At 41.3% G+C, this 26,428-nt stretch carries 21 protein-coding genes and 1 pseudogene; 11 read left to right on the forward strand and 11 right to left on the reverse strand.

Translation table 11 applies throughout. The features are described from left to right. Window positions 1-33: 33 nt before the first annotated feature. On the reverse strand, window positions 34-576 hold the full coding sequence (locus AC3ISB_RS01195; RefSeq protein WP_480340380.1) for a YtxH domain-containing protein: 543 nt from the start codon (window positions 574-576) through the stop codon (window positions 34-36). 166 nt (window positions 577-742) lie between these two features. On the opposite strand from AC3ISB_RS01195, the gene AC3ISB_RS01200 reads away from it, so the two are divergent. Together AC3ISB_RS01200 and AC3ISB_RS01205 are read left to right on the forward strand one after the other, a co-directional pair. After that, window positions 743-1,210: a MarR family winged helix-turn-helix transcriptional regulator gene (locus AC3ISB_RS01200; RefSeq protein ID WP_452454356.1), complete on the forward strand. Its 468-nt coding sequence runs from the start codon at window positions 743-745 to the stop codon at window positions 1,208-1,210. Continuing rightward, window positions 1,211-4,327 carry an MMPL family transporter gene (locus tag AC3ISB_RS01205; protein ID WP_480340381.1) on the forward strand — a complete coding sequence of 1,039 codons (3,117 nt, stop codon included), beginning with the start codon at window positions 1,211-1,213 and terminating at the stop codon, window positions 4,325-4,327. A 109-nt stretch (window positions 4,328-4,436) separates the two neighbouring features. Here the strand turns inward: AC3ISB_RS01205 and AC3ISB_RS01210 are convergent, their stop codons facing one another. The 4 genes from AC3ISB_RS01210 to nagA form a co-directional block, all read right to left on the reverse strand. Then, window positions 4,437-5,159 carry an SIS domain-containing protein gene (locus AC3ISB_RS01210; protein ID WP_480340382.1) on the reverse strand — a complete coding sequence of 241 codons (723 nt, stop codon included), beginning with the start codon at window positions 5,157-5,159 and terminating at the stop codon, window positions 4,437-4,439. Between the two features lie 67 nt (window positions 5,160-5,226). Continuing rightward, a complete protein-coding gene (locus tag AC3ISB_RS01215; protein WP_098372142.1) occupies window positions 5,227-5,949 on the reverse strand; it encodes a GntR family transcriptional regulator in 723 nt (240 codons plus the stop codon). Between the two features lie 15 nt (window positions 5,950-5,964). Then, entirely contained in the window at window positions 5,965-6,699 is a 735-nt protein-coding gene (gene nagB / locus AC3ISB_RS01220) for a glucosamine-6-phosphate deaminase (protein ID WP_489275335.1), read from the reverse strand. Beyond that, window positions 6,699-7,877: an N-acetylglucosamine-6-phosphate deacetylase gene (nagA, locus tag AC3ISB_RS01225; protein WP_141994158.1), complete on the reverse strand. Its 1,179-nt coding sequence runs from the start codon at window positions 7,875-7,877 to the stop codon at window positions 6,699-6,701. The genes nagB and nagA overlap by 1 nt, the downstream gene beginning before the upstream one ends. A 311-nt stretch (window positions 7,878-8,188) precedes the next feature. On the opposite strand from nagA, the gene nagE reads away from it, so the two are divergent. Next, complete coding sequence (gene nagE, locus AC3ISB_RS01230) at window positions 8,189-10,099, forward strand: N-acetylglucosamine-specific PTS transporter subunit IIBC (RefSeq protein WP_489275338.1); 1,911 nt, start codon at window positions 8,189-8,191, stop codon at window positions 10,097-10,099. 42 nt (window positions 10,100-10,141) lie between these two features. Here nagE and AC3ISB_RS01235 read toward each other — a convergent pair. Both AC3ISB_RS01235 and AC3ISB_RS01240 read right to left on the reverse strand, forming a co-directional pair. Further along, window positions 10,142-10,333 (reverse strand): annotated as a pseudogene (locus AC3ISB_RS01235) (ABC transporter ATP-binding protein); the annotation flags it as partial. A gap of 352 nt (window positions 10,334-10,685) precedes the next feature. Then, entirely contained in the window at window positions 10,686-12,419 is a 1,734-nt protein-coding gene (locus tag AC3ISB_RS01240) for an AAA family ATPase (protein WP_489275340.1), read from the reverse strand. A gap of 249 nt (window positions 12,420-12,668) precedes the next feature. Between AC3ISB_RS01240 and def the strand changes: the two genes are divergently transcribed. After that, the gene (def, locus tag AC3ISB_RS01245; protein ID WP_489275342.1) at window positions 12,669-13,247 is read left to right on the forward strand and encodes a peptide deformylase; all 579 of its coding nucleotides are present in this window, start codon (window positions 12,669-12,671) and stop codon (window positions 13,245-13,247) included. A gap of 40 nt (window positions 13,248-13,287) precedes the next feature. Here def and AC3ISB_RS01250 read toward each other — a convergent pair whose 3' ends face one another. From AC3ISB_RS01250 to AC3ISB_RS01260, 3 genes are all read right to left on the reverse strand, one after another. Next, on the reverse strand, window positions 13,288-13,857 hold the full coding sequence (locus AC3ISB_RS01250) for an SGNH/GDSL hydrolase family protein (protein ID WP_489275344.1): 570 nt from the start codon (window positions 13,855-13,857) through the stop codon (window positions 13,288-13,290). Then, window positions 13,854-13,988 carry a hypothetical protein gene (locus AC3ISB_RS01255; RefSeq protein ID WP_489275346.1) on the reverse strand — a complete coding sequence of 45 codons (135 nt, stop codon included), beginning with the start codon at window positions 13,986-13,988 and terminating at the stop codon, window positions 13,854-13,856. Before AC3ISB_RS01255 ends, AC3ISB_RS01250 begins: the two co-directional genes overlap by 4 nt. A gap of 131 nt (window positions 13,989-14,119) precedes the next feature. Continuing rightward, window positions 14,120-15,634 (reverse strand): MDR family MFS transporter, encoded by a 1,515-nt coding sequence (locus tag AC3ISB_RS01260; protein ID WP_489275347.1) that lies wholly within the window; start codon window positions 15,632-15,634, stop codon window positions 14,120-14,122. Window positions 15,635-15,763: 129 nt separating this feature from the next. Here AC3ISB_RS01260 and AC3ISB_RS01265 point away from each other — a divergent pair, with 129 nt between their 5' ends. The 4 genes from AC3ISB_RS01265 (at window position 15,764) to AC3ISB_RS01280 (ending at window position 20,404) form a co-directional block, all read left to right on the forward strand. Further along, complete coding sequence (locus AC3ISB_RS01265) at window positions 15,764-16,243, forward strand: MarR family winged helix-turn-helix transcriptional regulator (protein WP_098372134.1); 480 nt, start codon at window positions 15,764-15,766, stop codon at window positions 16,241-16,243. A gap of 187 nt (window positions 16,244-16,430) precedes the next feature. Beyond that, a complete protein-coding gene (efeO, locus tag AC3ISB_RS01270) occupies window positions 16,431-17,276 on the forward strand; it encodes an iron uptake system protein EfeO (RefSeq protein WP_489275349.1) in 846 nt (281 codons plus the stop codon). After that, entirely contained in the window at window positions 17,277-18,563 is a 1,287-nt protein-coding gene (gene efeB / locus AC3ISB_RS01275) for an iron uptake transporter deferrochelatase/peroxidase subunit (RefSeq protein WP_098187315.1), read from the forward strand. Between the two features lie 86 nt (window positions 18,564-18,649). Next, complete coding sequence (locus AC3ISB_RS01280; protein WP_141994166.1) at window positions 18,650-20,404, forward strand: FTR1 family protein; 1,755 nt, start codon at window positions 18,650-18,652, stop codon at window positions 20,402-20,404. 43 nt (window positions 20,405-20,447) lie between these two features. On the opposite strand, the gene AC3ISB_RS01285 is transcribed toward AC3ISB_RS01280, so the two are convergent. Next, window positions 20,448-20,873, reverse strand: a complete 426-nt coding sequence (locus AC3ISB_RS01285) for a DUF4395 domain-containing protein (protein WP_377400551.1) — start codon at window positions 20,871-20,873, stop codon at window positions 20,448-20,450. 489 nt (window positions 20,874-21,362) lie between these two features. Here AC3ISB_RS01285 and AC3ISB_RS01290 point away from each other — a divergent pair, with 489 nt between their 5' ends. From AC3ISB_RS01290 to AC3ISB_RS01300, 3 genes are all read left to right on the forward strand, one after another. Next, window positions 21,363-21,794 carry a MerR family transcriptional regulator gene (locus tag AC3ISB_RS01290; protein WP_286178757.1) on the forward strand — a complete coding sequence of 144 codons (432 nt, stop codon included), beginning with the start codon at window positions 21,363-21,365 and terminating at the stop codon, window positions 21,792-21,794. 180 nt (window positions 21,795-21,974) lie between these two features. Continuing rightward, entirely contained in the window at window positions 21,975-23,291 is a 1,317-nt protein-coding gene (locus AC3ISB_RS01295; RefSeq protein ID WP_489275352.1) for a hemolysin family protein, read from the forward strand. Between the two features lie 312 nt (window positions 23,292-23,603). Next, window positions 23,604-26,402: a response regulator gene (locus AC3ISB_RS01300; protein WP_480340393.1), complete on the forward strand. Its 2,799-nt coding sequence runs from the start codon at window positions 23,604-23,606 to the stop codon at window positions 26,400-26,402. The last annotated feature ends 26 nt before the right edge of the window (window positions 26,403-26,428 follow it).

Consider the following 26,428-nt stretch of genomic DNA (forward strand, 5'->3'; position numbering starts at 1 on the left):
GCTGGGGCATCGTGCCCCAGCTTTTTTTATATATTAGAAGTTGGATGAAATGGATTTTTGATTGGATAATCCTGATTTTTTAACGATTTCATCACTCTCTTTTTCATCTTTATCATTATCGGCTTTCAATGATTGTGATGGTGTTTCTTTCAGCTGTTTACCGGCAACGACCACTTTTGAACTGATGTCTTTCAATTCACTTGTTGCATCTTTAGCTGTACCAAGGGCATCAGTGGAGATATCCTTTACTTCGGATACTTTACCCACCACGTCTTCATTAACGGTTTCATATAGTGTTTCAACGTCATTGATTGCCTCTTTAATCGTCTCCGTTGCCCCTTTGACTCCTGATACCATCTGTTCCTTCATTTCTCCGGGATTTTCCTTGACCTGTTCAATCATATTCATGGAGTTGTCTTTTAAAAGGACGGCTGAACGCTTTACTTTATTTCTTGTATTGGAGTCAAGCAAGGTCAACGCACCACCAACAAGCCCCCCAATTAGAATCCCTTTTAAGAGTTTGCTATTCGGTTGAGTTTCGATAGTCGATTGATTTTCGATAGTTGATTGAGTCATTTATATTTCCTCCTTTAGAATAGTAGATTGTTTGCTTACTTTGGGTTTTCCCTTATTTACCATAAGTTAAACTGGAAATAATAAACTATGATGGGATTGACATAATAAATAAAACAATAGTAATCTACATATAGTTAAATGACTGAACTACTTTTCGAGAGGTGCAATGATGACTAATGACAAAGTTTCTGGATTGATTGATCGATATATGAGGGTATCCTTCTATGTCAATAAGATGGGTGAGCTTTTAATAAAAGACCAGATTTGTGATGTGCTGACGAACGAACAATACTATACTTTACGGTTCATTCAACAACAGCGGTTGTGTACATCGACGGAAATCAGTGATGCCTTTTATATTAATAAGAGTGCCGTCACTTCCAACATCAACAGGCTGGAAGGCAAAGGATTGATAGAACGGGAACAGGACCTGGTTGACCGAAGGGTCTTTCACTTGAAGCTTTCCAAAGAGGGGGAAGCATTGTTACATGAAACGGAAAGTAAGATTCATAAATTGGTAGAGAGCATCATGACGAAATTCGATTATGAAGAGATTGTTAGATTCCTTGATACATATGAGAAGCTTTCACAAATTTTCATTCAAATGAAAAATGAGGAATTGGAGGAAATATAAATGAGGGGAATCATAAAGGGAAGATGGCTGGTCATTATCGTTTGGGTTGCAATTACAGCAGGATTATTGTTTGCGGCACCGAATATGGCGGAACTTGTCCGGAATAAGGGACAGCTGGATGTACCGGCAGAGTATTCCTCCGGGATGGCAAATGAGCTAATGAAAGAGATCCAGGACAAGGATGAGTCACAAGTGGCTCTCGTATTCCATGGTGATAAGAAGTTGTCTTCCTCGGAATTGAAAGAGATTGAGATAGCGATCCAAAAGCTTGAAAAGAATAAAGCAGAGCTTGGCATCAAAGAGGTCATGACCCATTTTAAAGAGCCCTCGCTAAAAGGCCAGTTGGTCTCGGAGAATGAATCAACAGTTTTGACTTCCATCACGATGGTCAAGGGGGACCGAGAAGCTAAGGAAGTGATCGATGCCCTTTATAAAGAGTTGGAACAAGTGGATGTCGAGCATTATTACACAAGCAGCTGGATGATTGATGAGGATCTTAATGCCAATTCCCAAGAGGGGCTGAAGAAAACTGAAGGCATCACGGTTGTCTTCATTCTGGCTGTATTGCTGATAGTCTTCCGTTCAGTGGTGACACCGATCATTCCGTTAGTAACAGTCGGTTTCACTTATTTATGTTCACAATCCATCGTCTCATTCCTGGTGGATAAATGGGACTTTCCGATTTCGTCTTACACCCAAATATTCCTGGTAGGTATTTTATTTGGAATCGGGACTGATTATTGCATCCTGCTTCTTAGTCGTTTCAAGGAGGAGCTATCTTCACAGGAGTCCTTGCCTGAAGCGATCGTGGAGACATACCGAACCGCCGGTAAGACTGTCTTCTTCAGTGGGCTGACCGTAATGATTGGCTTTGCGGCAATCGGTTTTTCTACTTTTAAGCTCTATCAATCTGCGGCGGCTGTTGCAATAGGGGTTTTCATTTTAATGATCGCCCTTTATACGATCGTTCCATTTTTCATGGCGGTTCTTGGCAAGAAGCTATTTTGGCCAGCAAAAGGGAAGCTTGAGCATAGTGAAAGTAAACTATGGGGAATTCTGGGTAACTTCTCCTTGAACCGCCCATTGTTGGCGCTTATATTCGTTGCAATCGTCTGTGTTCCCTTTTTGTTTATGTATGATGGGAAGATTTCATATAACTCCCTTGAAGAAGCGGGTGATGATGTTCCTTCCATCATGGCATTTAATATCATTTCCGATGAATTCGGGCCAGGACAATCCATGCCAACACAGATTGTCATAAAAAATGACGAACGCATGGATTCGGAGGATTACGTCGTACTTGCTGAAAAAATCAGTCAGGAAGTCGTCAAGGTGGATGAAGTCGATGTAGTTCGTTCCATGACCCGCCCGACAGGTGAACCCATTAAGGACTTATTTGTCGCAAACCAAGCCAAAACTTTGGAAAAGGGAATCGGGGAAGGAAATGAAGGCATTAAACAAATCAGTGATGGATTAAAAACGGCAGGCAGTGAGCTTTCCGATTCAGGACCGCGCTTGAAGCAAGCGACGGACGGAATAGGTGGTCTCATATCTGGCACCAATGAATTGAAGAGCGGCGTAGGTCAGGTGGAGAAGGCGTTAACAAGCATTGAAGCAGGCATTCGCGATGGGTCTTCAGGGACTGGGGACATAAAAAACGGACTGATTGAGGTCAAGGCAAACTTGGAGAAGCTCGCCGCTGGAAGCGGACAGCTCCTCGAAGGCTATAAACAATCAGCCAATGGGTTAAGTGAGCTCACAGGGGGATACAAAGAGATTCAAACTAACCTTACGGGCGTATCACAAAGCCTTGCTGGTTTAAATCCTTCCTTTGAGCAAATGGAAGCCACACATCCAGAGTTACAGGCTGATCAGTCCTATCAAACGATCAAGCAAACGGTGCAAGGGGCACAGGGTGGCTTGGAGCCCATGGCAGCAGGCCTATCCGAGCTCAATAGGAATCTTGGTTCAGTGTCCGGCGGTTTGAATACGGCGAATCAAAATATGGCAGAGATCGTAAAGGGTCAAACTTCTCTTGGGGAGGGCCTGAACCAATTGATTTCAGGTGTTGACACTTTACAAAAAGGTTTAAGCACGATGGCCAATGGTCAGGGGGAAGTCATAAATAACTTGTCAGGATTTAAAGGAGGCCTTACCAGCTTAAGTAATGGGCAGCAAGAGCTCCTAAATGGTTTTTCAAGCCTCGGCGGGCAACTTACCGATTTGACAGATGGCTTAAATGAAAGTGCTGATGGTTTGAATGAAGTCCATGATGGACTATCGTCCGCACAGGGTTATTTATCAGGGCTGGCAAAAACGGATAAAACGGTAACAGGCATGTACATTCCCAAAGAAGTAGTGGAAAGCGAAGAATTCGGGGAAGCATTGAACGCGTATTTATCTGAAGATGGTAAAATCATGACCATGGATGTGGTATTCAAGGCAAATCCATATTCCAATGAAGCAATCGAGCAAATCGATTCGATTGAGGCAGCTGTTGAAAGAGTAACGAAAGATACAAAGCTTGAAAATGCGCAGGTGGCGATAGGGGGAATCACAAGTACACATCATGACTTGGGCATGATGTCTGAGGAGGATTTCTCGCGGACGGTCATTTTGATGCTGTCGGGTATCGCAATCATTCTCTTTTTCATGCTGCGATCCTTGGTCATGCCGGTCTATTTGATTGTGTCGCTCGTTTTGACTTATTATACAGCGGCAGCCATTACAGAGTTGATTTTTGTTAATATTCTCGGTTATGCCGGCATCGGCTGGGCAGTTCCTTTCTTTGCTTTCGTCATCTTGATTGCTCTTGGCATTGACTATAGCATTTTCTTGATGGATCGCTTTAACGAGTGGAAAGATAAACCGGTCAAGGAAGCTATGTTACTGTCCATGAGAAAAATGGGAACGGTGATCATCTCAGCGGCTGTCATTCTGGGTGGAACCTTTGCTGCCATGATGCCAGCAGGAGTTTTATCGCTCTTGGAGATAGCCACTTTAATTTTGGTGGGGCTTGCTTTATATGCGTTTGTCATATTGCCATTGTTTATTCCTGTTATGGTTGCGACATTTGGAAATGCGAATTGGTGGCCGTTTTTGAAGAATAAGGAATAAAGGGAAGTAACCATTGAATAAAAGAAGGCATCCGAATGGATGCCTTCTTTTATATGACTGCTTCACGATGAACATAAAAGCTTATGTATTCCTTTTTTGCTATATCGATTCATAATTGGGGGATTCTTGTTTTATATTTCGCGATGATCTTTTGATTGTGTTCATCTGCCCCTTCGATATTACTGCTCAGGAATACGGGAGGGGTCTCCCCTGATTCAATAATCGTTTGGATTACTTGCGTGAAAATCATATTGAGGAGAACGGCCCCGATCACGGTCGATCCAGAACCAAAAGATATATTATTTGATTTCAGTAATGTGTCACCTTTGGCAATATGATTGTCTATGACCAAATCAACGACATCGTGGAGATAATGCTTCTGTTTATGCCGTGAAGGACAACTTTTTGCATACTCCGGTGATGTTAGTCCAATGACGAAGGCCCCTTTTTCTTTTGCGATAGTGGCGACATCTATGGGAACGGGATTTACGCCGGATGATGAAATGACGATACAGACATCACCAGGAAGGATATCCTCATCATGCATGAATTTCTCTGATAGGTCATTTTGCCGTTCAAGTTGGGATGACCTTGAAGCTCCCTTAAAAAGCATCAAATCTTCAACGAAAATAGGACGAATTGCGGCTAACCCACCTGCCCGGTAGAATACCTCTTCGGTCAAAATATGAGAGTGTCCGCTTCCGAATAGATGGATGATTCCATCCGACATCACCGCTTTTGAGATATGGTCGACGGATTCCTTAATTGATTGCTTTTCCTGTTCTCCCACAATTGTGAGTAAAGCCTGCACTTCTTCAAAGTATGAGTTCATATTTGTGACACCCTCCGATTACCTTTGGCAATTAAAAGACTTTAGTGATGAAAATATATATTAATTTTTATCTGCTTATAGTGATAGTGAACTTATACCTGTCCGCACGATATGCCGATTTAACATATTCAAGGGGAGTTCCATCCATTAGGAACGTATGCCTTTGAATGAATAATATGGGTGAGTGCTTTGGAATCGCTAAATGGGTGACTTCTAATTCAGAAGCAATCGATGATTCCAACGTTTGTGTAGCATAGTCTATTTTAAGTTTAACGTAATTCTCTACATATTGGTAAAGAGAGAGATTGATGATCTCTTCCGTTAATCCTTTAATTAAATTGGCAGACATGTACACGGTCTCGAGCGCCATTGGAACATCATCAGCCAACCGAATGCGTTTTATTTCATAAACGGGAGCATAAAGGGAAATGTGCAATTCACTGGCAATCTTCTTATCAGCCGGAATGATTTCAAAGCTCAGCAGCTTACTGCTTGGATTTAATCCCCTGGCTTTCATGTCCTCGGTGAAGCTGGTCAACCCATTGAGCTGCTGCTCCAATTTCTTATCGGCGACAAAGGTTCCTCTTCCCTTTTGACGGTATAAGTATCCGTCATTCACCAAATTATTTATGGCTTGCCGGACGGTCATTCGGCTAATTTCGAATTGCTCAGCATATTCACGTTCAGATGGAAGGGCATTGTGCGCTTGGAACTCACCGTTTTCTATTTGTCTTTTTATTTGTTCTTCGATTTGAAAATAAATCGGAAGAGGTGAGTTTTTATCAATCATCGACTTTCGCTCCTTTTAGGGTATTATCACTCCGGATAACGCTTTTTGGTCTGCGATAATTGTAACACTATTATGTTTTTTTAGGATAGATGCAGGGAATTCCTCGGAAATGTCACCGTGTATCAATTTCTTCAAGGTTTCGGCTTTTTCTTCACCAGATATCAGCAGCAGAATTTCTTTGCTTTTCATGATTGTTGAAATGCCCATCGTAATGGCATGTGTAGGAACTTCGTCTATGGAATCGAAATAACGTGCATTCGCTTGGCGAGTTGAATCTTCAAGTGTCACAACATGTGTACCCGATGTGAATGAAGTTCCAGGTTCATTAAAACCAATATGGCCATTTTGGCCAATACCAAGTATCTGAAGATCGATCCCTCCCACGGAATCAATCATTTCGTCATACCGTTTACATTCCCCGTTGGTATCATCGGCCGTGCCATTTGGTAGGTGAGTATGCTCTTTATTTATATTGATGTGAGTGAATAAGGAGTCATTCATATAATAATGGTAACTGTTTGGATCATTTGGTTTTAAGCCGATATACTCATCAAGATTAAAAGATGTAACATTTTCATAAGAAGTATGATTATTCACGTGATCTTCAATCAAATTATCATACATTCCTTTTGGGGTGCCGCCCGTAGCAAGGCCCAATTTGATATTTGGATTCCCTTTGACTTTTCCGATCACAATTTCTGCAGCTGTCCGGCTCATTTCCATGTAGTCCTGCACCTGTATGATTTTCATTATACATTCTCCTTTTTAAAAGCTAAGTTTCCTCTGCAGAACGTCATTTCAACGTCCATGCGGTCATTCAATATTACAAGATCGGCGTCTTTGCCAACCTGGATGCTTCCTTTTCTGTCAAAAATCCGAAGCTGTTTGGCAGGGTTTTCTGCCGTCATTTTTATGATGTCAGTCATGGAACAATCGGTATATTCCAATGTGTTCTTGATGGCATCGTTCATTTTCAATATACTGCCGGCTAGTGTACCGTCTGAAAGCGTTGCTTTCGTTTCGTTTACATACACTGGCTGACCGCCTAAATCATAGGTTCCCTTTTCAAGCCATTTGGCACGAAGCGAGTCCGTTATCAAGATCATGCGTTCACTGGTAATTTGGTTATATGCCAGCTTCACCATTTCCGGCCTGCAGTGAATGCCGTCAGCAATAAGTTCAACATATAGCTCGTCTCGAAGATAAGCAGCTCCCAAAACACCAGGTTCGCGGTGATGGAGTCCCCGCATCCCATTATAAAGATGTGTAACGTGGGTAGTGCCTGCCTGGATTGCTTCATCTATTTGGTCATATGTTGCATCTGAATGTCCAATGGAGGCGACGACGCCAGTTCCCCTTAAGTGGGCGGCTAGATCTAATCCATTTGGTTGTTCAGGAGCAAGCGTTACAAGCTTGATTTGATTTTCGGCCATTTCCTGCCACTTTTTAAATAGAGTGACATCAGGATCAACGATATAATCCTCAGGCTGCGCTCCTTTACGGGCGGGTGAAATGAAAGGACCTTCTAAATGAATCCCAACTATTTCAGCATGTTCTTCAGTTTGATTTTCGATATATTTACCAGCATTAAGAAGGGCTGATTCAATGGCTTCGGTAGATTGAGTCATTGTAGTGGCCAGAAAGCTCGTGGTTCCTTCTTTGGGAAGAGTCTCTGCCATTGTGGATAATGCTTCATGTGTGGCATCCATTGCATCGGAATTGGATGCTCCGTGAATATGAATGTCGATGGCACCGGGAATTACCTGATAATCCGGTGAAAGAGTAATTACCTTGGCATCATCTTCCTGTTTGTATTGGCTGATTGGACCAACCTCGGCAATTTTTCCATCCACGACTTTAATATACCCATTTTTATATGTTTCCTTTTCGCCATGAACTATTAGATTATTAATAATGAATGTTTTCATACATAATCTCCTTTATGAAAGTAAAACTTAATGAATGAGTCATGAAAAAGTCTCATATATTTTGCCCTCATTTTATCGTTTTTATCAAAAGTTGTCTAGACCAGTTAAAGGGTATAAGGAATAAAAAAGATATTATTGCTTTATTTTCGAAGAATATAGTATATTTTCAAGTAAATTGGTATAGACATCTATATATTTTCTGTGCTAGTATAAGCCAAAGAAAAGTTATTATATTGATAAAATGAAAACGCTTTATACGTCTTTTCGTTCTGCTGAATTAAAAGAAGTTAGGAACAAGGGAGATGAGTTCGATGTTAAATTTTTTACAAAAGATTGGTAAAGCCCTTATGCTGCCAATTGCTGTTTTGCCAGCAGCAGCTATATTACTTCGCTTAGGTCAGCCAGATTTACTTGATATTGCATTTATGGCGGCCGCGGGAAAAGCGATTTTTGATAATCTTGCCTTACTATTCGCTTTAGGTATTGCAATAGGATTATCCAAAGATGGAAGCGGTGCAGCGGCATTAGCTGGTCTTGTTGGTTACTTTGTTTTAACGAATGGAACACAAGCAATTAATAAAGATATCGATATGGCTGTTTTAGGCGGTATTATATCAGGTATAGTTGCAGCTCTTCTATATAATAGATACTCCGACATAAGACTCCCTGAATGGCTTGGATTCTTTTCAGGGAAAAGATTCGTCCCAATTATCACTTCGCTGGCGATGATTATACTTGCGGGGATATTCGGCTTTGTCTGGCCGCCAATTCAGGATGTAATCAATAGTGTTGGAGACTGGATTACAGGTGCAGGGGCATTGGGTGCCGGCGTATTCGGCGTATTGAATCGCTTATTGCTTCCAGTAGGATTGCATCATGTCTTGAATAGTATGGTTTGGTTCGTTTTTGGTGAATACAATGGTGCGACAGGTGATATAAATCGTTTCTTCGCAGGGGACCCGACTGCTGGGCCCTTCATGACCGGCTTTTTCCCGATCATGATGTTCGGCCTTCCAGCCGCCGCATTAGCGATGATTGCAGCTGCTAAAAAAGAGAAACGTAAACTGGTGACGGGGATGCTTATTGGGTTAGCTTTCACTTCTTTCCTAACAGGAATCACTGAACCGATTGAATTTCTGTTCATGTTCATCGCCCCAGTGTTATATGTAATACATGCCCTTTTAACCGGGGTCTCTATGGCACTCGCTGTTATGTTGGATATCCATCATGGTTTTGGATTCTCCGCAGGAGCCATTGATTATTTCTTGAACTTCGGCATTGCGCAAAAACCGCTATGGTTAATACCGATTGGATTGGTATACGCGGTCGTTTACTTCGTGATTTTCTATTTTGTCATTAAGATCATGGATTTAAAAACACCAGGCCGTGAAGACGATGAGGAAAATGTGGAAGAAGAAACGATTGTGAAAACAGGGGATAAATATACCGATATGGGATCGCTTTTCATTCAAGACCTTGGCGGTAAAGAGAATATAAAGATAATTGATAACTGTGCAACACGCTTACGTTTACAAGTGGCCGATTCAGGAAATGTGAATGAAGCAGCTTTAAAAAGGCATGGTGCGCGGGGTGTCATGAAATTAAATAAATCGAGTGTACAAGTCATTGTTGGAACGAATGTAGAATTCGTTGCAAATGCAATGAAACAACTTGTCAAGAATGGCGTCGATCCAAGCAAAGTGAAAACAAGTCCAGCTGCACAAGTGGCAGAGGATAAAATGGAAGAAAACCAAGCTTTGGGTGCTAATGACTTTGTCCTTCCAATTGAAGGAACCGTTTTACCGATCGAACAAGTTCCCGATCAAGTGTTTGCCATGAAAATGATGGGGGATGGCTTTGCTATCGAGCCAGTCAACGGAAAACTAGTATCCCCAATTGATGGGGAAGTTCTAAGTATCTTCCCGACAAATCATGCACTGGGATTGAAAATGGATAATGGTCTGGAAATCCTGATTCATGTTGGTCTAGATACAGTTAAATTAAATGGCGAAGGGTTTACAGCTCTTGTTCAAGAAGGTCAAAGAATAACAAAAGGAACACCTCTTTTGGAAATTGACTTAGATTTCATAAAACGGAATGCACCATCAACGGTCACTCCTATTATATTCACTAACTTACCAGAAGGAACGGCAGTGAAATTGCAAAAGTCAGGGATCCAGAAACAAAATACACCGGATATCATCCAGTTGGAAAAACTATAAAATGTGTAAAAAAAGGGGTGTCGACTTGTCGACATCCCTTTTTTAATTGGATGAAACGGCTTCTTTGTATACTTCTTGCTGTGATAAATTGTCATAACCAAAACAAACGGGTGCACCATTGGCAGGATCTATCATGACTCTTGCATGAATACGAAAGACTTCTTCTAAAACGGCAGGTGTAATGATTTCGCCCGGGGTACCGATTTTAACGATTTCTCCTTCCTTCTGAACGATATTATGATTTCACTCTGCCTGTTGTGGTCAGTGAGTTACCTGTAAGACCAGACTGAAGTCCATGGCCTTCGCATGGAGGAGCGGAAAACTTTCTGAAATTCATATCTGCCAAGGGGATTGTATTTGAGCTGCCATCGAATTTTTTGATTTTGATTAGGAAAGGGAGTGTCAAGGTGGACAAGGGGAGGAAAAACCGTAAAAGATCATATCGTGTTGACTAGTATGAGGAATTTCCATCTGGTTAATTCATTTCTTTGTCTTGAGGCCATATATGATAAAAAAAAAGAGCCTGTTCGATTGGAAACAGGCTCTAAATATAACATTAGGTCTTAAGACTCAGCGAAAAAGAGTATTAAGCATTCGAGCATATGCCGGTTATTTCTGAAGCATCAACGATACGCTGAACTTCTGATCCTTCAAGTGTCTCTTTTTTCAATAACTCTTCAACGAGCTCTTCATATTGTAATCGATTCGAGTCAATCAACATTTCCGTCTCAGAAATCGCTTTCGTGAATAATTCCTGCATCTTTTGCTCCTTCTCACCTTTATTAAAGGTGAGGGTAAATCCATCTTGAAGCATTCCGGTATCGACCATTTGTTCAAGCAGATGCTTCGCCTGTTGTACATCTCCGCCTACACCGATGCTATGTTCTCCTAAATACATTCTTTCCGCCACGCCACCTGCTAAGATCATTTTGACTTGATCAAGCAATTCACTGGCTGTTGCCAGATGGAGTTCTTTTGGTATTGGCGCTACATATCCAAGGGCTTCCCCACGCGGAATGATGGTCGCCTTTCGAACGGAACCGGGCTTTGTCAAAGCTGCAATAAGGGCATGTCCACTTTCATGAATGGCCACACGCCGCTTCGTATCCGCATCATTCAAGGTACGTGATGTCGCTCCAAGTATCGTACGGTCAATGGCGTAATCTAGATCCTGTTTACGAATCATATCCTGTTCATTCCTCAGGGCATGTCGTGAGGCAGTATCGAACAGGGAGCTTAAGTCAGCGCCGGAGAAACCGGATGTACTTTCAGCCAACTCATCCAGGGAAGCCAGGACATCTGTCGCTAGATGCTTTCCCTTCGTATGGATATCGATGATTTCCTTTCTTCCCTGTGTATCTGGAAGTGGAACTTGGAAAGAAAAATCAATCCTGCCCGGACGTAGAAATGCCTCATCGAGCATATCTTTCCGGTTGGTCGCTGCAATGAATAAAATGCCTTCATTTGGATGGCCTCCATCCAATTGCACAAGCAGTTCAGTTAACGTTTTTTCGCCTTCTTCCCCGCCATGAGCTTTCCTTTTACCAGCCAACGCGTCCACTTCATCGATGAAAATGACAGCTGGCGATTGCTTACGTGCATTTTGGAAAAGGCTGCGGACTCGGGCTGCACCGACTCCAACAAACATTTCGTTGAAGGCTGAACCGCTCGTTGAGAAGAAGTTTGCACCAAGCTCTTTTGCAATTGCCTGTGCAAGCAGAGTTTTCCCCGTTCCAGGGGGGCCATATAATAAAATGCCTTGAGGCGGCTTAATTCCAATTTTAGCTGAACGTTCAGGTTCCTTCAGTGTAGTGAGTGTCTGTAGGATTTCCTGTTTGATTTCGGATTGCAACCCGCCTACATCATCCAGAGTTATCTCTGGCAGGGGCTTTGGGGTGGAAAGGCTTTGTTTTTTACTGCCGATCCGCAATCCGTTCTTTGATTTTTTCTGTATAATGACACCGGTTGTGACGAGAGCCGCCATTAAACCGCCTAAAATCCATAATGCTGATTTATTAGTTGATGAAAAAGAATATTGAACGTTATAAGTTTCGACAAGTTTATTGATCATTTGACTGTTGGGAGGAATATTGGAAACATATTCTCCATCTGGCGTGGAGATGTGAAGAGTGCCATTTCTTTTTTCTTCAATGGTGACAAGGGCTCCATTTTGGGCTTTAATCGTCTTTTCTACCGAAGAAAAGGGAATGACCATATCCTTTGACTGAGTAACAACATACCAACTGACTCCAGCAATTATCACAATGAGAGCCGTAAGGAACGGCAGCAATTTCGAAACTAATTTAGAGTTCGAGTTCAATTTTTCATCTCCTTTAAGAGTATATATCTAGTATAAAATTTTTAAACATGTAATCTATAGGTCTTTATACCTTAAATTAAAGGTAAATAATGTGAAATGAAAGAAATAATATTTATTATGGTAGTTTAAAGATCCCGGAATTTAGAAATATTTAATCTAACCAGCATATTAGACTTTTTAAAAGCGAAATGCTAAAGTGAAATGGTCTAAGTCATGAAAAAATAAAATGGTAGAAGAGTGTGAAGTTCTATGAGTAAATTTATAAAAGACTATATGATTACGATGAAGGATATCGTTAGAGAAGGGGATCCCATTCTGCGTCAGGTAACGGATGAAGTTAGCCTGCCGATTTCGGATGAAGATCGTGAAACGTTGGGATGCATGATGCAATACCTGAAAAATAGTCAGGATCCAAAACTCCAAAAGAAGTTCAACTTGCGTGAAGGAGTGGGGTTGTCTGCAAATCAGATAGGCTTGAATAAACGTATGTTCGTCATGTATTTTCCCGACGAAAAGGGGAAGCTGTTTGAATATGCCCTTGTGAATCCGAAAATCATCAGTCATTCGGCCACTATGATCTATTTACCGCAAAGTGAAGGCTGCCTTTCTGTCGACCGTGATATTAAAGGCTATGTACCGCGTTATGAACGGGTTAAAATTAAAGCGGTGGATGGTAATGGTGAGGAAATAGAGATGCGGCTGAAGGGCTTTGCTGCAATCGTTTTTCAACATGAGTTAGATCATTTAAACGGGACGATGTTTTATGACCGGATCAACACCGAAAACCCTTTCAAGCTTCCGGAAAACGTGGAAGTGAAAAGTCTGTAAGGAAAAAAGGCAAAGCGCCATGCTTTGCCTTTTTACCGTTTTATGGCTGAGGAAGCATATCCTCTTCCATATGCTTTTGCAAATCACTGGATATGGCCATGCTCATTTGCTGGTACCCTTCTGAAGTGAGGTGGATGCCATCATCGCTAATCAAGCGACCCAAGTCGCCGGAGGATTTAATATAGGAACGGATATCGATCAATGGCACCTTTAGTTCCTCTGCAAGGTGTTTCAATTGGCGATTATACATCCCATGCCAATGTTCAATACCACCGACATGGGAAACGAAATGCCCGATCGAATGACCGAACTTATCAGCGATGGATCTGTAATACCTGGCAGGGTCAAGTGGCGGGAGAGTTAAAAGGAATGGTGTTACATGCTTGTCCTGAATCTGCTTGACAAGTTGTGTGATATTATCCAGGTAGCGTTCGATTGGAACGATGGGCTCATGGTCACCTTCTGGATTGTTGGCTACTTCATCCCAATGGAAGTTACAGTCGTTTCCACCGACCTCTATTAGTACGATATCGGGATTTTCAGACATGACGTCTTTCTCGATCCGGCTAACCAACATGTCGGAGTTGTCATTGAAAACCCCTTTATTCAAGCTTCCACGAATGGCAAAGATTCTGTTAGCTTAGCTAAAGAGTTCGGATAATTTTCTTTAATGATGCGAAGGCGCCCCATAACATAAGAAATGCCTCTTGTTAAACTGTCACCAAAACATACGATCTTCAAACTTCTCACCTCGGTATGTGAATGTGTTACTTATATTTTAGTTGTGGAATGATTTTTCGGCAATCTTCACCTCCCATTTATAGAAGGAAGATGAAAATAACAAAAAGCGCTGGAATTTCAGCGCTTTTTGTTTATTGCAATGATTCCTTTTTTGAAGGTGTTTCCACTCTTGTTTTTCCCATGAAGAAAACAGTGATTGCAGCAAGACCGATCGGAATGAGAGCCAAGGTGAATATTAATGATATCGAATCGGACATCGCATGAACGATTTTATCCAAGATAAAGTCCGGAATCTCGGCACGTGTATCCGATTGGAAGAGCTGACGTGGGTCCTCCATCAATCCGGCTGTATCCGGACCTCCTTGCATTCCTTTAAATGCTTCCGTCATTTTACTTTGGAATACATTTGTCTGAATCGCTCCATAAATCGTTACACCGAGTGTCATCCCAAATGAACGGAGGAATGAGTTTGTTGAGTTGGCCGACCCCCTGAATCTAGGTTCCAAGTTGTGAATGGACGCAATAGGTAAAAGGGAGAAAGAAAAGCCCATGCCAAATCCAGTAAGAATCATGTACAAAGTTAATAAAGTCCTGCTGGTATCAGGGGTAATGGTCCCTAATAGAAGCATTCCTGCAAAATAACAGATGACGGAAATCGTCATTAAGTTGCGAAAGCTTGTCTTTGTATTGAATATCCCGCCAACTGCACTGCCGAATACTGAACCAAGCATCATGGGAGTGAGAATCAAGCCGGCATTTGTTGCGGAACCACCGTAAACTGCCTGCACGAAAATCGGGATATAGACGGTTAAAATAATGAACGTGCCGCCATAAAGAATCGCTAAAATCTGAGAAGTGGCAAATAATCGCCTTTTAAACAGCCATAATGAAATGATTGGATCTTTTGCTCTTTTTTCGAAAAAGAAAAATGAAACGAAGAAAACCACAAAACTGGAAAACAGGCCTATGATAGGAGAGGAACTCCAGCCATACTCCCCGCCCAGTTCGAGAGCGAACATTAAGCTGATAACGGCAATGACGAGAGTTGCTGCGCCACCCCAATCAATTTTTTGCTCTTGGGTGTTGGGTGACTCCTTGTAATAATTCCAGATGAAAAATAAAGAAATGACCCCAATCGGAACATTGACGTAGAAAATCCAATGCCAGCTGGAGTATTCAGTAATATAAGCGCCTAAAAGTGGTCCCAATACGCTTGAGGCCCCAAATACAGCGCCGAAAAGGCCAGTTAATTTCCCGCGTTTTTCCGGTGGGAAAATATCAAAAATGATCGTAAAGGCTATAGGCATCAAAGCGCCTCCGCCTATCCCTTGGATTGCACGGAAGATACTTAACTGCACTATGCTCTGAGCCATGCCGCATAATGCGGAACCGACCAAAAAGACTATAAGTCCAAAAATAAAAAACCGCTTTCTTCCATACATGTCGGAAAGCTTACCGAAAATCGGCATACTTGCCATCGTGGCGACCATATAGGCAGATGTCACCCATACAAACTTATCGAACCCGCCTAAATCAGAAACGATCGTTCCCATTGCAGTTGCAACAATCGTATTATCCATTGCTGACATCAAGATACCCAATAGTAAACCGGCAACAATGAATTTTTGTTTTTTTTGATTGTTCATTTATTTTCCTCCTTCAAATCAACCAGCTAATGAATTTCCTTTACATGGTTGAAGGGTAAACGTTAAGATGAAACAAAATATTTATCTTGAAAATCAAGATAAATTTAAGTGTAAAAGGGGTGGCATTTTATGTCAAGTGATAATGGGTTGAATGCAACTCTGTTAGAGAGTTTAACACACAGATTGCAGCGGTATGGAATGAGGTCCGTTTTATTTCAACAAAACATGGCCCAGAAAATAGGGGTGTCCCATACGGACTTAAAGAGTGCTGAAATATTGAATGAAACAGGACCGATTACCGCCGGTGAATTATCCAAAATTACAGGATTGAGTACGGGATCGGTTACGGCACTGATCAATCGCCTTGAGAAATCCGGTTATGTTAAAAGGGAACGAGATCAATTGGATGGAAGAAGGGTAATGATTGCACCGATACCCGAAAGACAGGAACAGATTAAATCGCACTATCAATCGCTCTCTATGGCAACCAAGGAGTTATGTTCCGCTTATAATGAGCAAGAGCTAATGTTAATCGATAAATTTATTGAGGATATAACAAAAATCATGGACAAAGAAAATGACAAATTAATGAGTGAGCGTGAAAGGTAGCAGATGTATAGGCTGCCTTTTTTATCTTTAGCCAGCCGGTGGCTTATCATACGAAAGGAAAAGGGATAAAGTTGAATATTTTGGAAGAGAATGAACAATGTTATGTTTCCATTAAAATATATATTGATAATGAATTTCATTATCTGCTAATATGAATCTACAAAACATTTCAAAGGGAGAATACAATATGAAGAAAGCAAAGGCGTCATTAGCAGTATTACTATCAACCAGTCTATTATTTGGCTGTGCGCAGGAAAAGGAAGGAACTAAACCGGCAGATGATAAGGCCAAAGAAGTGAGTGCGAGTAAGCTTGATGGTGTATCTAGCGAGTACCGGGAATATGCCATTGGTGAAATAGAAGAGTTCGTAAACGCAACGGAAGAATTCACTACGGCCGTATCTGCCGGTGATATTGAAAAGGCGAAGGAATTATACGCACCAGCACGGATGCATTATGAGAGAGCGGAACCCATCGCTGAAGTTTTTGGCGATCTTGATCCCAAAATCGATGCGCGTAAAGGGGATGTCAAAGATGAAGAATGGGGCGGTTACCATAGGATTGAAATGGGGTTATGGCAAGAAAATACAACGAAAGGATACGAAAAGTATGCAGATAAATTAATGAGTGATGTCAATTTGCTTCGTGCCAAAGTTGAGACGGTTGAGGTAACACCTGATTTGTTGATCACGGGTGCAGTGGATTTATTGAATGAAGTTTCCACGAGTAAAGTGACAGGAGAAGAAGACCGATACTCCCATACCGATTTATATGATTTCGTGGCTAATGTTGAAGGTGCAGAAAAGATCTATGAACTGCTTACTCCAGCTCTAAAAGAAAAGGATGCGAAGCTTGCTGCGGAAATCCAAAAACGTTTTGACGATGTATACGGCTTGCTTGAAAAGCATAAGGAAGGCAATGGCTACATCTCATATACGGATTTAAAGGAATCTGAAGTCAAAGAGTTAAGTCAAGCAATTGATGCATTGGCTGAACCACTTTCGCAAATAGGTATTGTAACGGAGGAATCTTAATTGAAAGAACATACGCCGAAAGATGAAACCGGGCTTTTTACAAAAAAGGTGAGTCGTCGAAACATGTTGAAAACGGCAGGAGTGGGTGGAATCGGAGTCGTGATAGGAGCATCCGGATTTGGTGGGCTTCTGACACTTTCTGAACAAAAGGCGAAGGGACAAACTAAGGATATTGTTCCTTTTTATGGAGCGCACCAAGCTGGTATCACCACTGAAGCGCAAGATAACCTTTACTTCGCATCATTGGAAGTAACCACGGATAAAAGGTCAGACTTAATCCAGTTATTTAAGGATTGGACAGAGGCTGCGGCTCAGATGACCGCGGGGAATTTGATTGGTGATACATCACTTAATACGAATATGCCTCCAAAGGATACAGGGGAAGCGAAAGAATTATCACCTTCCAATTTAACGATCACTTTTGGAGTGGGGCCGACCCTGTTTTCGAAGGATGGAAAAGATCGATTTGGTTTGAAATCAAAAAGACCTGCCGAATTAAAGGACCTGCCCCAATTCCCTTTAGATGCTTTAGAAGAAGAATGGAGCGGTGGGGATATTTGTATTCAAGCATGTGCAGATGATCTTCAAGTGGCTTTCCATGCCGTCCGGAACTTAGTGAGGATAGGCAGAGGGAAAGCGATCATTCATTGGGCACAAACAGGTTTTCAACGGACTAAGCAAGCCGATTCACAAAAAACGACACCGCGGAACTTATTCGGGTTTAAGGATGGTACTGTCAATCCGGATAAGAATGATAATAATGAAATGAATGAGCATGTTTGGGTGAAGGGTGAGGACGGTCCTGACTGGCTTGTTGGAGGCAGTTATATGGTGGTGCGACGAATCCAGATGTACATTGAAGTTTGGGACCGGACTATATTGAAAGAACAAGAAAATACGTTTGGCCGTCATCGCGACAGTGGAGCCCCACTAGGAATGAAGAATGAGTTCGATACCGTGGACCTTGAAGCTAAAGATCCAAATGGAAATCGGATCATTCCAGAAGATTCACATATGAGTCTCTCCAGGGGGGACGGAAAAGCAAAGATATTGCGGCGTCCATATTCATATGCAGATGGAATGGATCCTAAAACAGGGAGCTTCAATGCCGGCTTGCTATTCATTTGTTTTCAGCGAAACCCAAGTAAACAATTCATACCCATACAAGAGCGACTGGCGAAAAATGATAAGCTCAACGAATATATCGTTCACAGGGGCAGTGCCATGTTCGCTTGTTTACCAGGTGTGAAAAAGGGTGGCTATATCGGGGATTCCCTTTTTGGATAAATATAATTTCAAATGAGGACGTGAAAATCGCCAGCATGGACATTATCCAGTTGGCGATTTTAGTTCATGAATAAGGAGGAACCACTATGACCGTTTCTAGATGGAAGAGTGGGATATTGGTTTTAGTCGTCAGTCTTTTATTTCTTTCGACTGATATAAAGATGGTTTCGGCGGGTGAAAACCATGATCAGCTTTTTGTTTATATTGGCGATAGTTTAATGAAGGTAAAATCCGGCGACCTTGAGGAAGTATCGAAAAATATCGATCTATTCGAGCAAGATTGGAAAACGATAAAAACGGACAGCGAGAGTGCGAGGAAAGTCGACGAGCAGCTATCCGCTGTAAAAAGTGCTGTGAGCGACCAAGCCTCCACAGATGAAATCAAGAAGCGATTATCGGCATTATCAAGTACGCTTGTTATTTATGATGCCAATGAAAACCCTGTTGACAAGACTGACTATAAAGAACGGTTACAAGCGATACTTCCATTAATAGATAAGTTGGAGGCTTTGATAACTGAAGGTGACTTTGATCAAGCTAAAGTTCAATATACCAATCTCCTGAATCAATGGACCGATGCAGAGGTCATTGTCAGGGAGAAAAGTGTTGCTACATATGGTGAGTTTGAAACGAAAATGGCCTTTGTGCGGATAGCGATTACCCAAGACCCACCTGATCCGGAAAAAGCCCAAAAAAATCTAACTGAATTGAAGGGTCTAATCGAGGATTTCCTTGCTGGTAAAGTTGAAGTAGGAAGCCAGAAGAACACATATTCACTTGGGGATGTAACAGAACTTTTACAAGGAAGTGCAACGGATATTGAAAAGGATGAAATCGATTCTGCCGTTGATAAGCTAAATGAAATCTTAACAATTTGGCCTAATGTAGAAGGGGAGGTTTCCACAAGGGACAGCAAGCTTTACAGCGATATGGAAACGAAAGTCCCGACCGCAATCAGCCTATTAGAGTCGAAAAATGTAAAGGCAGATGAAGCAAAGGGAATCGTATCCGATTTAAACACAAGGTTACTCCCTTTAATTGAGGATACGGGTTATACAACATGGGATGCAGCTCTGATCCTTTTGCGGGAAGGGTTGGAAGCACTCTTGATTGTAGCTACATTGCTGTCTTTCCTAAAGAAAATCGGGCAAGCGGACAAACAAAAATGGATTTGGACAGGAGTTGGTGCGGGTTTAGCTGCCAGTTCTATATTGGCGGTCATAATCAATATCGTTTTCTCTCAGATCACAGCTGCTTCAAGCCGGGAATATATTGAGGGAATCACTGGGATAATAGCTGTATTGATGATGTTGACAATTGGTCTTTGGCTTCATAGTAAATCGAATGTCAATGCATGGAACCGGTATATCGGCAAGCAAATGAACCAAGCCATTGCGACGGGGAGTATCATCTCTTTCGCTTTAATCAGTTTTCTATCCATATTCCGTGAAGGTGCCGAGACGATTATCTTTTATGCTGGAATGGCTCCTTATATGGAATTAAAGCAGCTGTTGAGCGGGATTTTCCTTGCCTTCCTCATTTTAGTGGTAATTGGTTTCATCATGCTGCGGTACAGTGTGAAATTACCGATGACCCTATTCTTTAAAGTGGCAACGATACTCATATATGCCTTGGCTTTCAAGATTCTTGGAGTCTCTATCCACTCACTTCAGGTTTCTCAAGTGTTACAGACAAATACGATCAGCTCCTTCCCATTTGTGGAAACGATAGGTCTTTATCCAACAATGGAAACGCTGGTGCCGCAAGGTGTATTATTATTGCTGATTGCATTGGCCACCATTTGGGTCAAAAAGAGTAATTCCTTACGGGCAACCGAATAATAAAATGGGACTGACGAATGTCAGTCCCATTTTATGTGTGGTATTAGCGAATAGATCGGCGATAGGAATATTGCTTCCATTGAAAAAGGATGAAGCAGCCGATGCAGAATCCAAGAATGGCTATGAGAGAAGCCATGCCGACCATCAAGGTGAATATATAACCGGTAACATTCCAACCCAGCAAAAAAGAAGTGAATCCAAGTCCTAAGCAAGCGACTGCTATGACCTGGTTGAATTGTTGCTGTGAATGATCTTCAGGAATATAATCGGAAGGTTTCTTTTTCAGAAAGAGCTTGGCGAGACGCATCACTGGATTGAAATTAAAGAGAAGACCCAAAAGTCCTGCTGTTAAAGGAATCACTAATATCCATATTTGTCCCGTTAATAAGGCGGTGGCTACGCTTAACAAAATGACCCATTGATTCGTTCGTACTAAGGGACGGGGAATGGAACGGATTTCACTCGTCATACTTATACCAACCTTCCTTATGTGTTTTGTGATATTTCATCTTTATTATAATCACTTGTGAATTGAAAAGCTAATAAAATAAAGTCAAAAACTCTCCTTGTTTATAATTATTTTAATTTAGTATTGATTATCATTATAAAAGTAGTATAATATATATAACAAGCAATTAAAGTAAGGAGGACAGTATAAATGGTAGCAAAAGTCTGTGAAACATGCGGAACACCAATAAAAAAGCTAAAGCATTCTTCCCTATGCCAATGCGGTCCTAAGATATTGAGCAATCAATTCTCAGTTAAAACAAAAAAATAAATCCGTGGATTAAATTATAAAATTAAACCGATTATTCAATTAATCGGTTTTTGTTTTTCCATTAAAGGGTAAAAAGAGGGTAATAAATATTTTTCATTTCAATTAAAATAATGTACGATTATGGAATAGAATAAAACGTCATGGAGGAAAAGACATACTTTTTGTTTGTCAAACCATCACGTGACGGTTAGGGGGGGTTATGTTGGGAACGAGACTTTAAAAATTGGCGAGTTGGCGGAAATGGCGAACGTTACGAAACGAACCGTAGATTATTATACGAACCTAGGCTTGCTTAAAGCAGAACGTTCCGCCTCTAATTACCGTTATTATTCAGTCGGTGAACTTGAAAGGCTCCGCCGTATCGAAGGATACAAAAGAGAAAACCTTTCATTGGAAGATATTAAAGAACTACTTAAAAAGGAAATGGAAGCCGCGTCAGCAATTGAGGAAAAAGGTCTTCAACTCAAGAATAAAATGGATGGCCTGAACGAGGAACTTCAGGAATTCATCAGCTTGATTGAAAAGGACGGAAAAAGTGAGCTTCTTCTAAAAAAACAGGTGTCCCGTGAAAGCATGGCCTTGATCCAATCATTATTATTGTTGCTTGTATGATTAAAATTTATCTCTATAGTTTTATGCACTAAGGTGCATATTAACGATATAGGCTAAATGGTTTTGGTTCATGTTATAAGGCAAAAATCGCATTTTGAAACGACAATAACCATTTATACAGGAGGTGCTTGGGATTAAGCCGTACATGTCTAATCCGAAGGTCAGAAGGATTGGCACTATATGGCGAACCCGCACATATTGGAGATTTTTATAAAGTTAATAGCAGTAGCTGTATTAATAGCATTAACCGCATTTTTCGTTGCATCGGAATTTGCAATCGTGAAAGTCAGAAGTTCCCGAATCAATCAATTGATTGAAGAAGGGCATAGAAATGCCCTCGCAGCCAAGAAAGTGACAACGCATATCGATGAGTACTTATCTGCCTGTCAATTGGGGATTACAGTAACCGCCTTAGGTTTGGGGGTGTTGGGTGAACCGACGGTCGAGGCGATCTTAAAACCATTGTTCACTAAATGGGGATTAGAGGAATCCGTAAGTCACATCATCTCGTTCCTGATCGCGTTCGGTTCCGTAACATTCCTTCATGTTGTAGTCGGTGAATTGGCACCGAAAACGGTTGCCATTCAAAAGGCTGAAGATGTAACCTTGCTTTTTGCAAAGCCGTTAATTCTCTTCTACCGCATTTTATACCCATTCATTTGGTTACTGAATGGTTCTGCGCGTCTTCTGACTGGCATTTTCGGATTAAAGCCAGCATCTGAGTCAGAAATGGCCCATTCTGAAGAAGAGCTGCGCATCATTTTATCGGAAAGCTATAAAAGCGGTGAGATCAACCAATCGGAATACAAATATGTAAATCAGATATTTGAATTTGATGAGCGTATTGCCAATGAAATCATGGTTCCGCGTACGGAAATGACCGTTATCGAAAAAGGCATGCCATTATTGGAAGTTGTTGAACTTATTCAAGAAGAACAATACACAAGGTATCCGGTCATAGACGGCGATAAAGATAACGTCGTGGGGATGGTCAATATCAAGCGACTTTATACAGCGACGATTACAGAAGATAATGTAACAGCTTTGACGGTGGATTCCTTTGTAACGCCCATCATACGTGTTCTTGAAACGATCGCCATTCATGATTTGCTGCTGAAAATGCAGAAGGAACGGATCCATATGGCAGTTTTGACTGATGAATATGGCGGAACTGCCGGTCTTGTTACGGTTGAAGACATCCTTGAAGAAATCGTTGGGGAAATCCGTGATGAATTTGACCAGGATGAACGTCCGCTCATTCAAAAGATTGATGAAGGGCATTATGTATTCGACGCTAAAACATTGGTTGAAGATGTCAATGATACCCTTGCTATCGATTTGCCGGAGGAAGATATCGATACATTGGGAGGATGGTTCCTGACAGGCAGATTTGAGATTGCTGTCGGGGATAAAATCGAATACGCCGGATTTGAATTTACTGTAAAGGAAATGGACGGCCACCATGTTTTATATGTTGAAGTGAAGAAGATTAAATAAACAGGATCACAACAAGAGCCGAAAGTGGAAACTTTCGGCTTTTATTAATGCTCCTTCGTTCGAACAATGACAATTATAACAATGGTTAAAGCAGACTGTTACTTACTTGGAAAAGGAATTCCTTGAAAAGTACGCTGTAGGTAACCATTTTGACTTGGAAAATGTTAAAATTGACTTTGAGCAATGAATCTATCTATATATCATTTTAAAGTGTCAAAGAATAAAAGTAATACTAATGATAGTATTAAGATTTACTTTGCAATGCCGTTTATTTTTGGCTGGTATAAATAAGTATCGAAGGTGGGCGGGAAAATGGGTTTTAAGAAGAAGCAAATGTTGGGATTTGGTTTAATCTTGTTTTTCTTGGCTATTTTACTTTCTTTCATGATGGTTACGCTTAACAATTTAAAGAGCAGCATGACTGAGATAGTTGAAAATCGCTATGAAAAAGTTCAAGATTCGATGGAAATCCGTCAGCTTTTTTCCAGGTCGGACCGTGAGATCCTGTTTGCAGCTAATGATGCAAACAAAGAAGAAAGAGCAGAGAGCCTCGAAATCATCAATGAGAATCATAGTTTGATTGAATCAAAAATTGCTGGGTTATCAGGTTCGTTAAATAAGGCGAAAGCAAAGCAATTATTGAAAGAGTTCGAGACTCAATATGCTTCTTACTCCATAACGGAGGCTGAGATCATCCAAAAGATAAAGTCGGGAAACTCTTCGGATCTAACAAGCCTGATGGATGACCAGAGGGAAAAACGAACGAAAGTCATCAGTACGATGGATGAATTTAAGGATTACCAAGAAGGTGTCATGAAAGATACATTAAGTAATTCGAAACAAACCTATGAAGATATGATCGGCTTTGTGATTTTTGCGGTTATTCTCAGCATTTTGGTTATTTCCGTAACGGTTGTTTGGATGATTCGCAGTACTTCGAAAGATCTGCAATCGATTACGAATGTCATCAAAAATATCGATTTTAAAAATTTATCTGTCATACCAAGAGTTCCGGTTCGGACTACTGATGAAATTGGTGATATAGCGAGATCGTTCAATGATATGGCGGAATCGCTTGAAGACTATAATCGAAAAGAGAAAGATTTCACCGAAAAGATCAGTGAACAGAACTGGATCCAGACCCGTGTTGCAGATATAGCTACCATGTATCAGCGCATTGTTGATGTGGAAGTTCTGGCTGACCGGTTCATTACAAGACTTGCACCGATGATGGGGGCTTCAATTGGAGCTTTTTACGTCAAACGGGGTGAGGGTGTGGATATGCGTTTTGTGAAGCTTGCCAGCTTTGCTGGAGATGGCGAAGATTCGGGCAGACGTGAATTCCGTCTTGGCGAAGGGTTGATCGGACAATGTGCCCTTGAAAAGAAATCCAAAGTCATTGACGATATCCCTGAAGATTTTCAATTGGTAACGACAGGATTAGGGGAAGTCAATCCGAAAAGCATTGTCATTGCGCCAGTCGTTTTTGAGGAAGAAGTTGTGGCGATGGTTGAACTGGCAAGTTTGGAGACTTTTACGAAGTTGCAAAAATCTTTCCTGAACCAGGTTCTTGATACTCTAGGCATCACGATTAATAATGTAGAGGGCCGGATGGAAATAGAGCGTTTATTGAAAGAATCACAAGCACAGACCGAAGAGTTACAGGCTCAATCGGAAGAATTGCAGTCACAGTCAGAGGAAATGCAAGCCCAATCGGAGGAACTGCAAACACAGGCTGAAGAGTTGCGAATGATCAATGAACAATTAGAAGAGAGAAATCGTGAAACCGAAGAAAAATCGAAAGAGCTTCAAGTCGCAAAACAAAATCTTGAAAAACAGGCGGAAGAATTAAAGTTAAGTTCAAAATACAAATCGGAGTTTATGGCAAATATGTCCCATGAATTGCGGACACCGCTCAATAGTATTCTGATTTTATCTGAAATGCTTTCAGATCCAAATGATAGTAAATTAAATGAAGAGCAACAGGAATTCGCTCGTGTCATTAATTCATCGGGCCAAGACTTATTAACGTTGATTAATGACATTTTGGATTTATCAAAAGTTGAAGTCGGAAAGCTTGAAGTGGTCTTTGACGAAATGAATTTGAGTGAACTTCCTGAGTTATTGCACCGTAACTTCGATCATGTAGCGAAGAAAAAGAACATTGACTTTATAATAGAAAAAAGTAAAAACGTTCCGGATATTTTCTTTACGGATGAACAGCGCTTCCAGCAAATTTTGAAAAACCTGTTATCCAATGCATTTAAATTCACGGAAAAAGGTTCTGTGTCTGTTCAAATCCAAAAAGCTGATGAAGAAAATGTAGCACAATGGATACAGACAAAAGGAGCTAGCAATTGGGTTGAAATTAAGGTGACGGATACGGGCATCGGAATATCAAAAGAAAAGCAAAAACTTATCTTTGAAGCGTTTCAGCAAGGTGACGGAGCTACAATGAGAAAATATGGCGGTACGGGCCTAGGGCTATCGATTTGCCGGGAGTTTGCTAAACTTCTGGGAGGCTGGGTCATTGTAGATAGTGAAGAAGGGCAAGGCAGTACCTTTACTTTCTTTATTCCAAGCATGCCAGAGGGCTTCAAAAATGTCGGCGAAGCAATAGCTGCTTCTCCAGAAGTGGCAGCAGCTAACCACGATGATTCTGAAGCGCCTTTTGGCGGTCAAGGAGAATCGGATGTAGTTATAATGGATGAAGAAAATCAGAATAAGGTCAAACCATTCTGCAATAAAACAGTACTGGTCGTCGATGATGATCACCGTAATATATTTGCTCTGAAAAATGCGCTGAAGCATGAGGGGATGGAAATCCTTACAGCTGAAAACGGCTATGAATGTTTGGAACTCCTTGAAAAAGGAAACGATATAGATGTTATTTTGATGGATATCATGATGCCAGGCATGGACGGTTACGAAACGATGACCAGAATTCGCGAGCAAAGTAAGTTCGAGGAACTCCCAATCATCGCGCTAACTGCGAAAGCGATGAAAGGCGATAGGGAAAAATGCCTGAAGGCCGGCGCCTCGGATTATGTCAGCAAGCCGTTGAAATTGGATCAGCTGCTATCCGTCCTAAGAGTATGGCTAACTAATTGATTGATAGTACGGGTAAGGAAGGTTTT

It is taken from the genome of Peribacillus sp. GL_122, from assembly GCF_057835005.1.

Bases quoted from the DNA above. Each gene is read 5' to 3' on its own strand.
- AC3ISB_RS01195 (WP_480340380.1), bottom strand. From the start codon at position 576: ATGACTCAATCAACTATCGAAAATCAATCGACTATCGAAACTCAACCG.
- AC3ISB_RS01200 (WP_452454356.1), top strand. From the start codon at position 743: ATGATGACTAATGACAAAGTTTCTGGATTGATTGATCGATATATGAGG.
- AC3ISB_RS01205 (WP_480340381.1), top strand. From the start codon at position 1,211: ATGAGGGGAATCATAAAGGGAAGATGGCTGGTCATTATCGTTTGGGTT.
- AC3ISB_RS01210 (WP_480340382.1), bottom strand. From the start codon at position 5,159: ATGAACTCATACTTTGAAGAAGTGCAGGCTTTACTCACAATTGTGGGA.
- AC3ISB_RS01215 (WP_098372142.1), bottom strand. From the start codon at position 5,949: ATGATTGATAAAAACTCACCTCTTCCGATTTATTTTCAAATCGAAGAA.
- nagB (WP_489275335.1), bottom strand. From the start codon at position 6,699: ATGAAAATCATACAGGTGCAGGACTACATGGAAATGAGCCGGACAGCT.
- nagA (WP_141994158.1), bottom strand. From the start codon at position 7,877: ATGAAAACATTCATTATTAATAATCTAATAGTTCATGGCGAAAAGGAA.
- nagE (WP_489275338.1), top strand. From the start codon at position 8,189: ATGTTAAATTTTTTACAAAAGATTGGTAAAGCCCTTATGCTGCCAATT.
- def (WP_489275342.1), top strand. From the start codon at position 12,669: ATGAGTAAATTTATAAAAGACTATATGATTACGATGAAGGATATCGTT.
- AC3ISB_RS01260 (WP_489275347.1), bottom strand. From the start codon at position 15,634: ATGAACAATCAAAAAAAACAAAAATTCATTGTTGCCGGTTTACTATTG.
- AC3ISB_RS01265 (WP_098372134.1), top strand. From the start codon at position 15,764: ATGTCAAGTGATAATGGGTTGAATGCAACTCTGTTAGAGAGTTTAACA.
- efeO (WP_489275349.1), top strand. From the start codon at position 16,431: ATGAAGAAAGCAAAGGCGTCATTAGCAGTATTACTATCAACCAGTCTA.
- AC3ISB_RS01280 (WP_141994166.1), top strand. From the start codon at position 18,650: ATGACCGTTTCTAGATGGAAGAGTGGGATATTGGTTTTAGTCGTCAGT.
- AC3ISB_RS01285 (WP_377400551.1), bottom strand. From the start codon at position 20,873: ATGACGAGTGAAATCCGTTCCATTCCCCGTCCCTTAGTACGAACGAAT.
- AC3ISB_RS01295 (WP_489275352.1), top strand. From the start codon at position 21,975: ATGGCGAACCCGCACATATTGGAGATTTTTATAAAGTTAATAGCAGTA.
- AC3ISB_RS01300 (WP_480340393.1), top strand. From the start codon at position 23,604: ATGGGTTTTAAGAAGAAGCAAATGTTGGGATTTGGTTTAATCTTGTTT.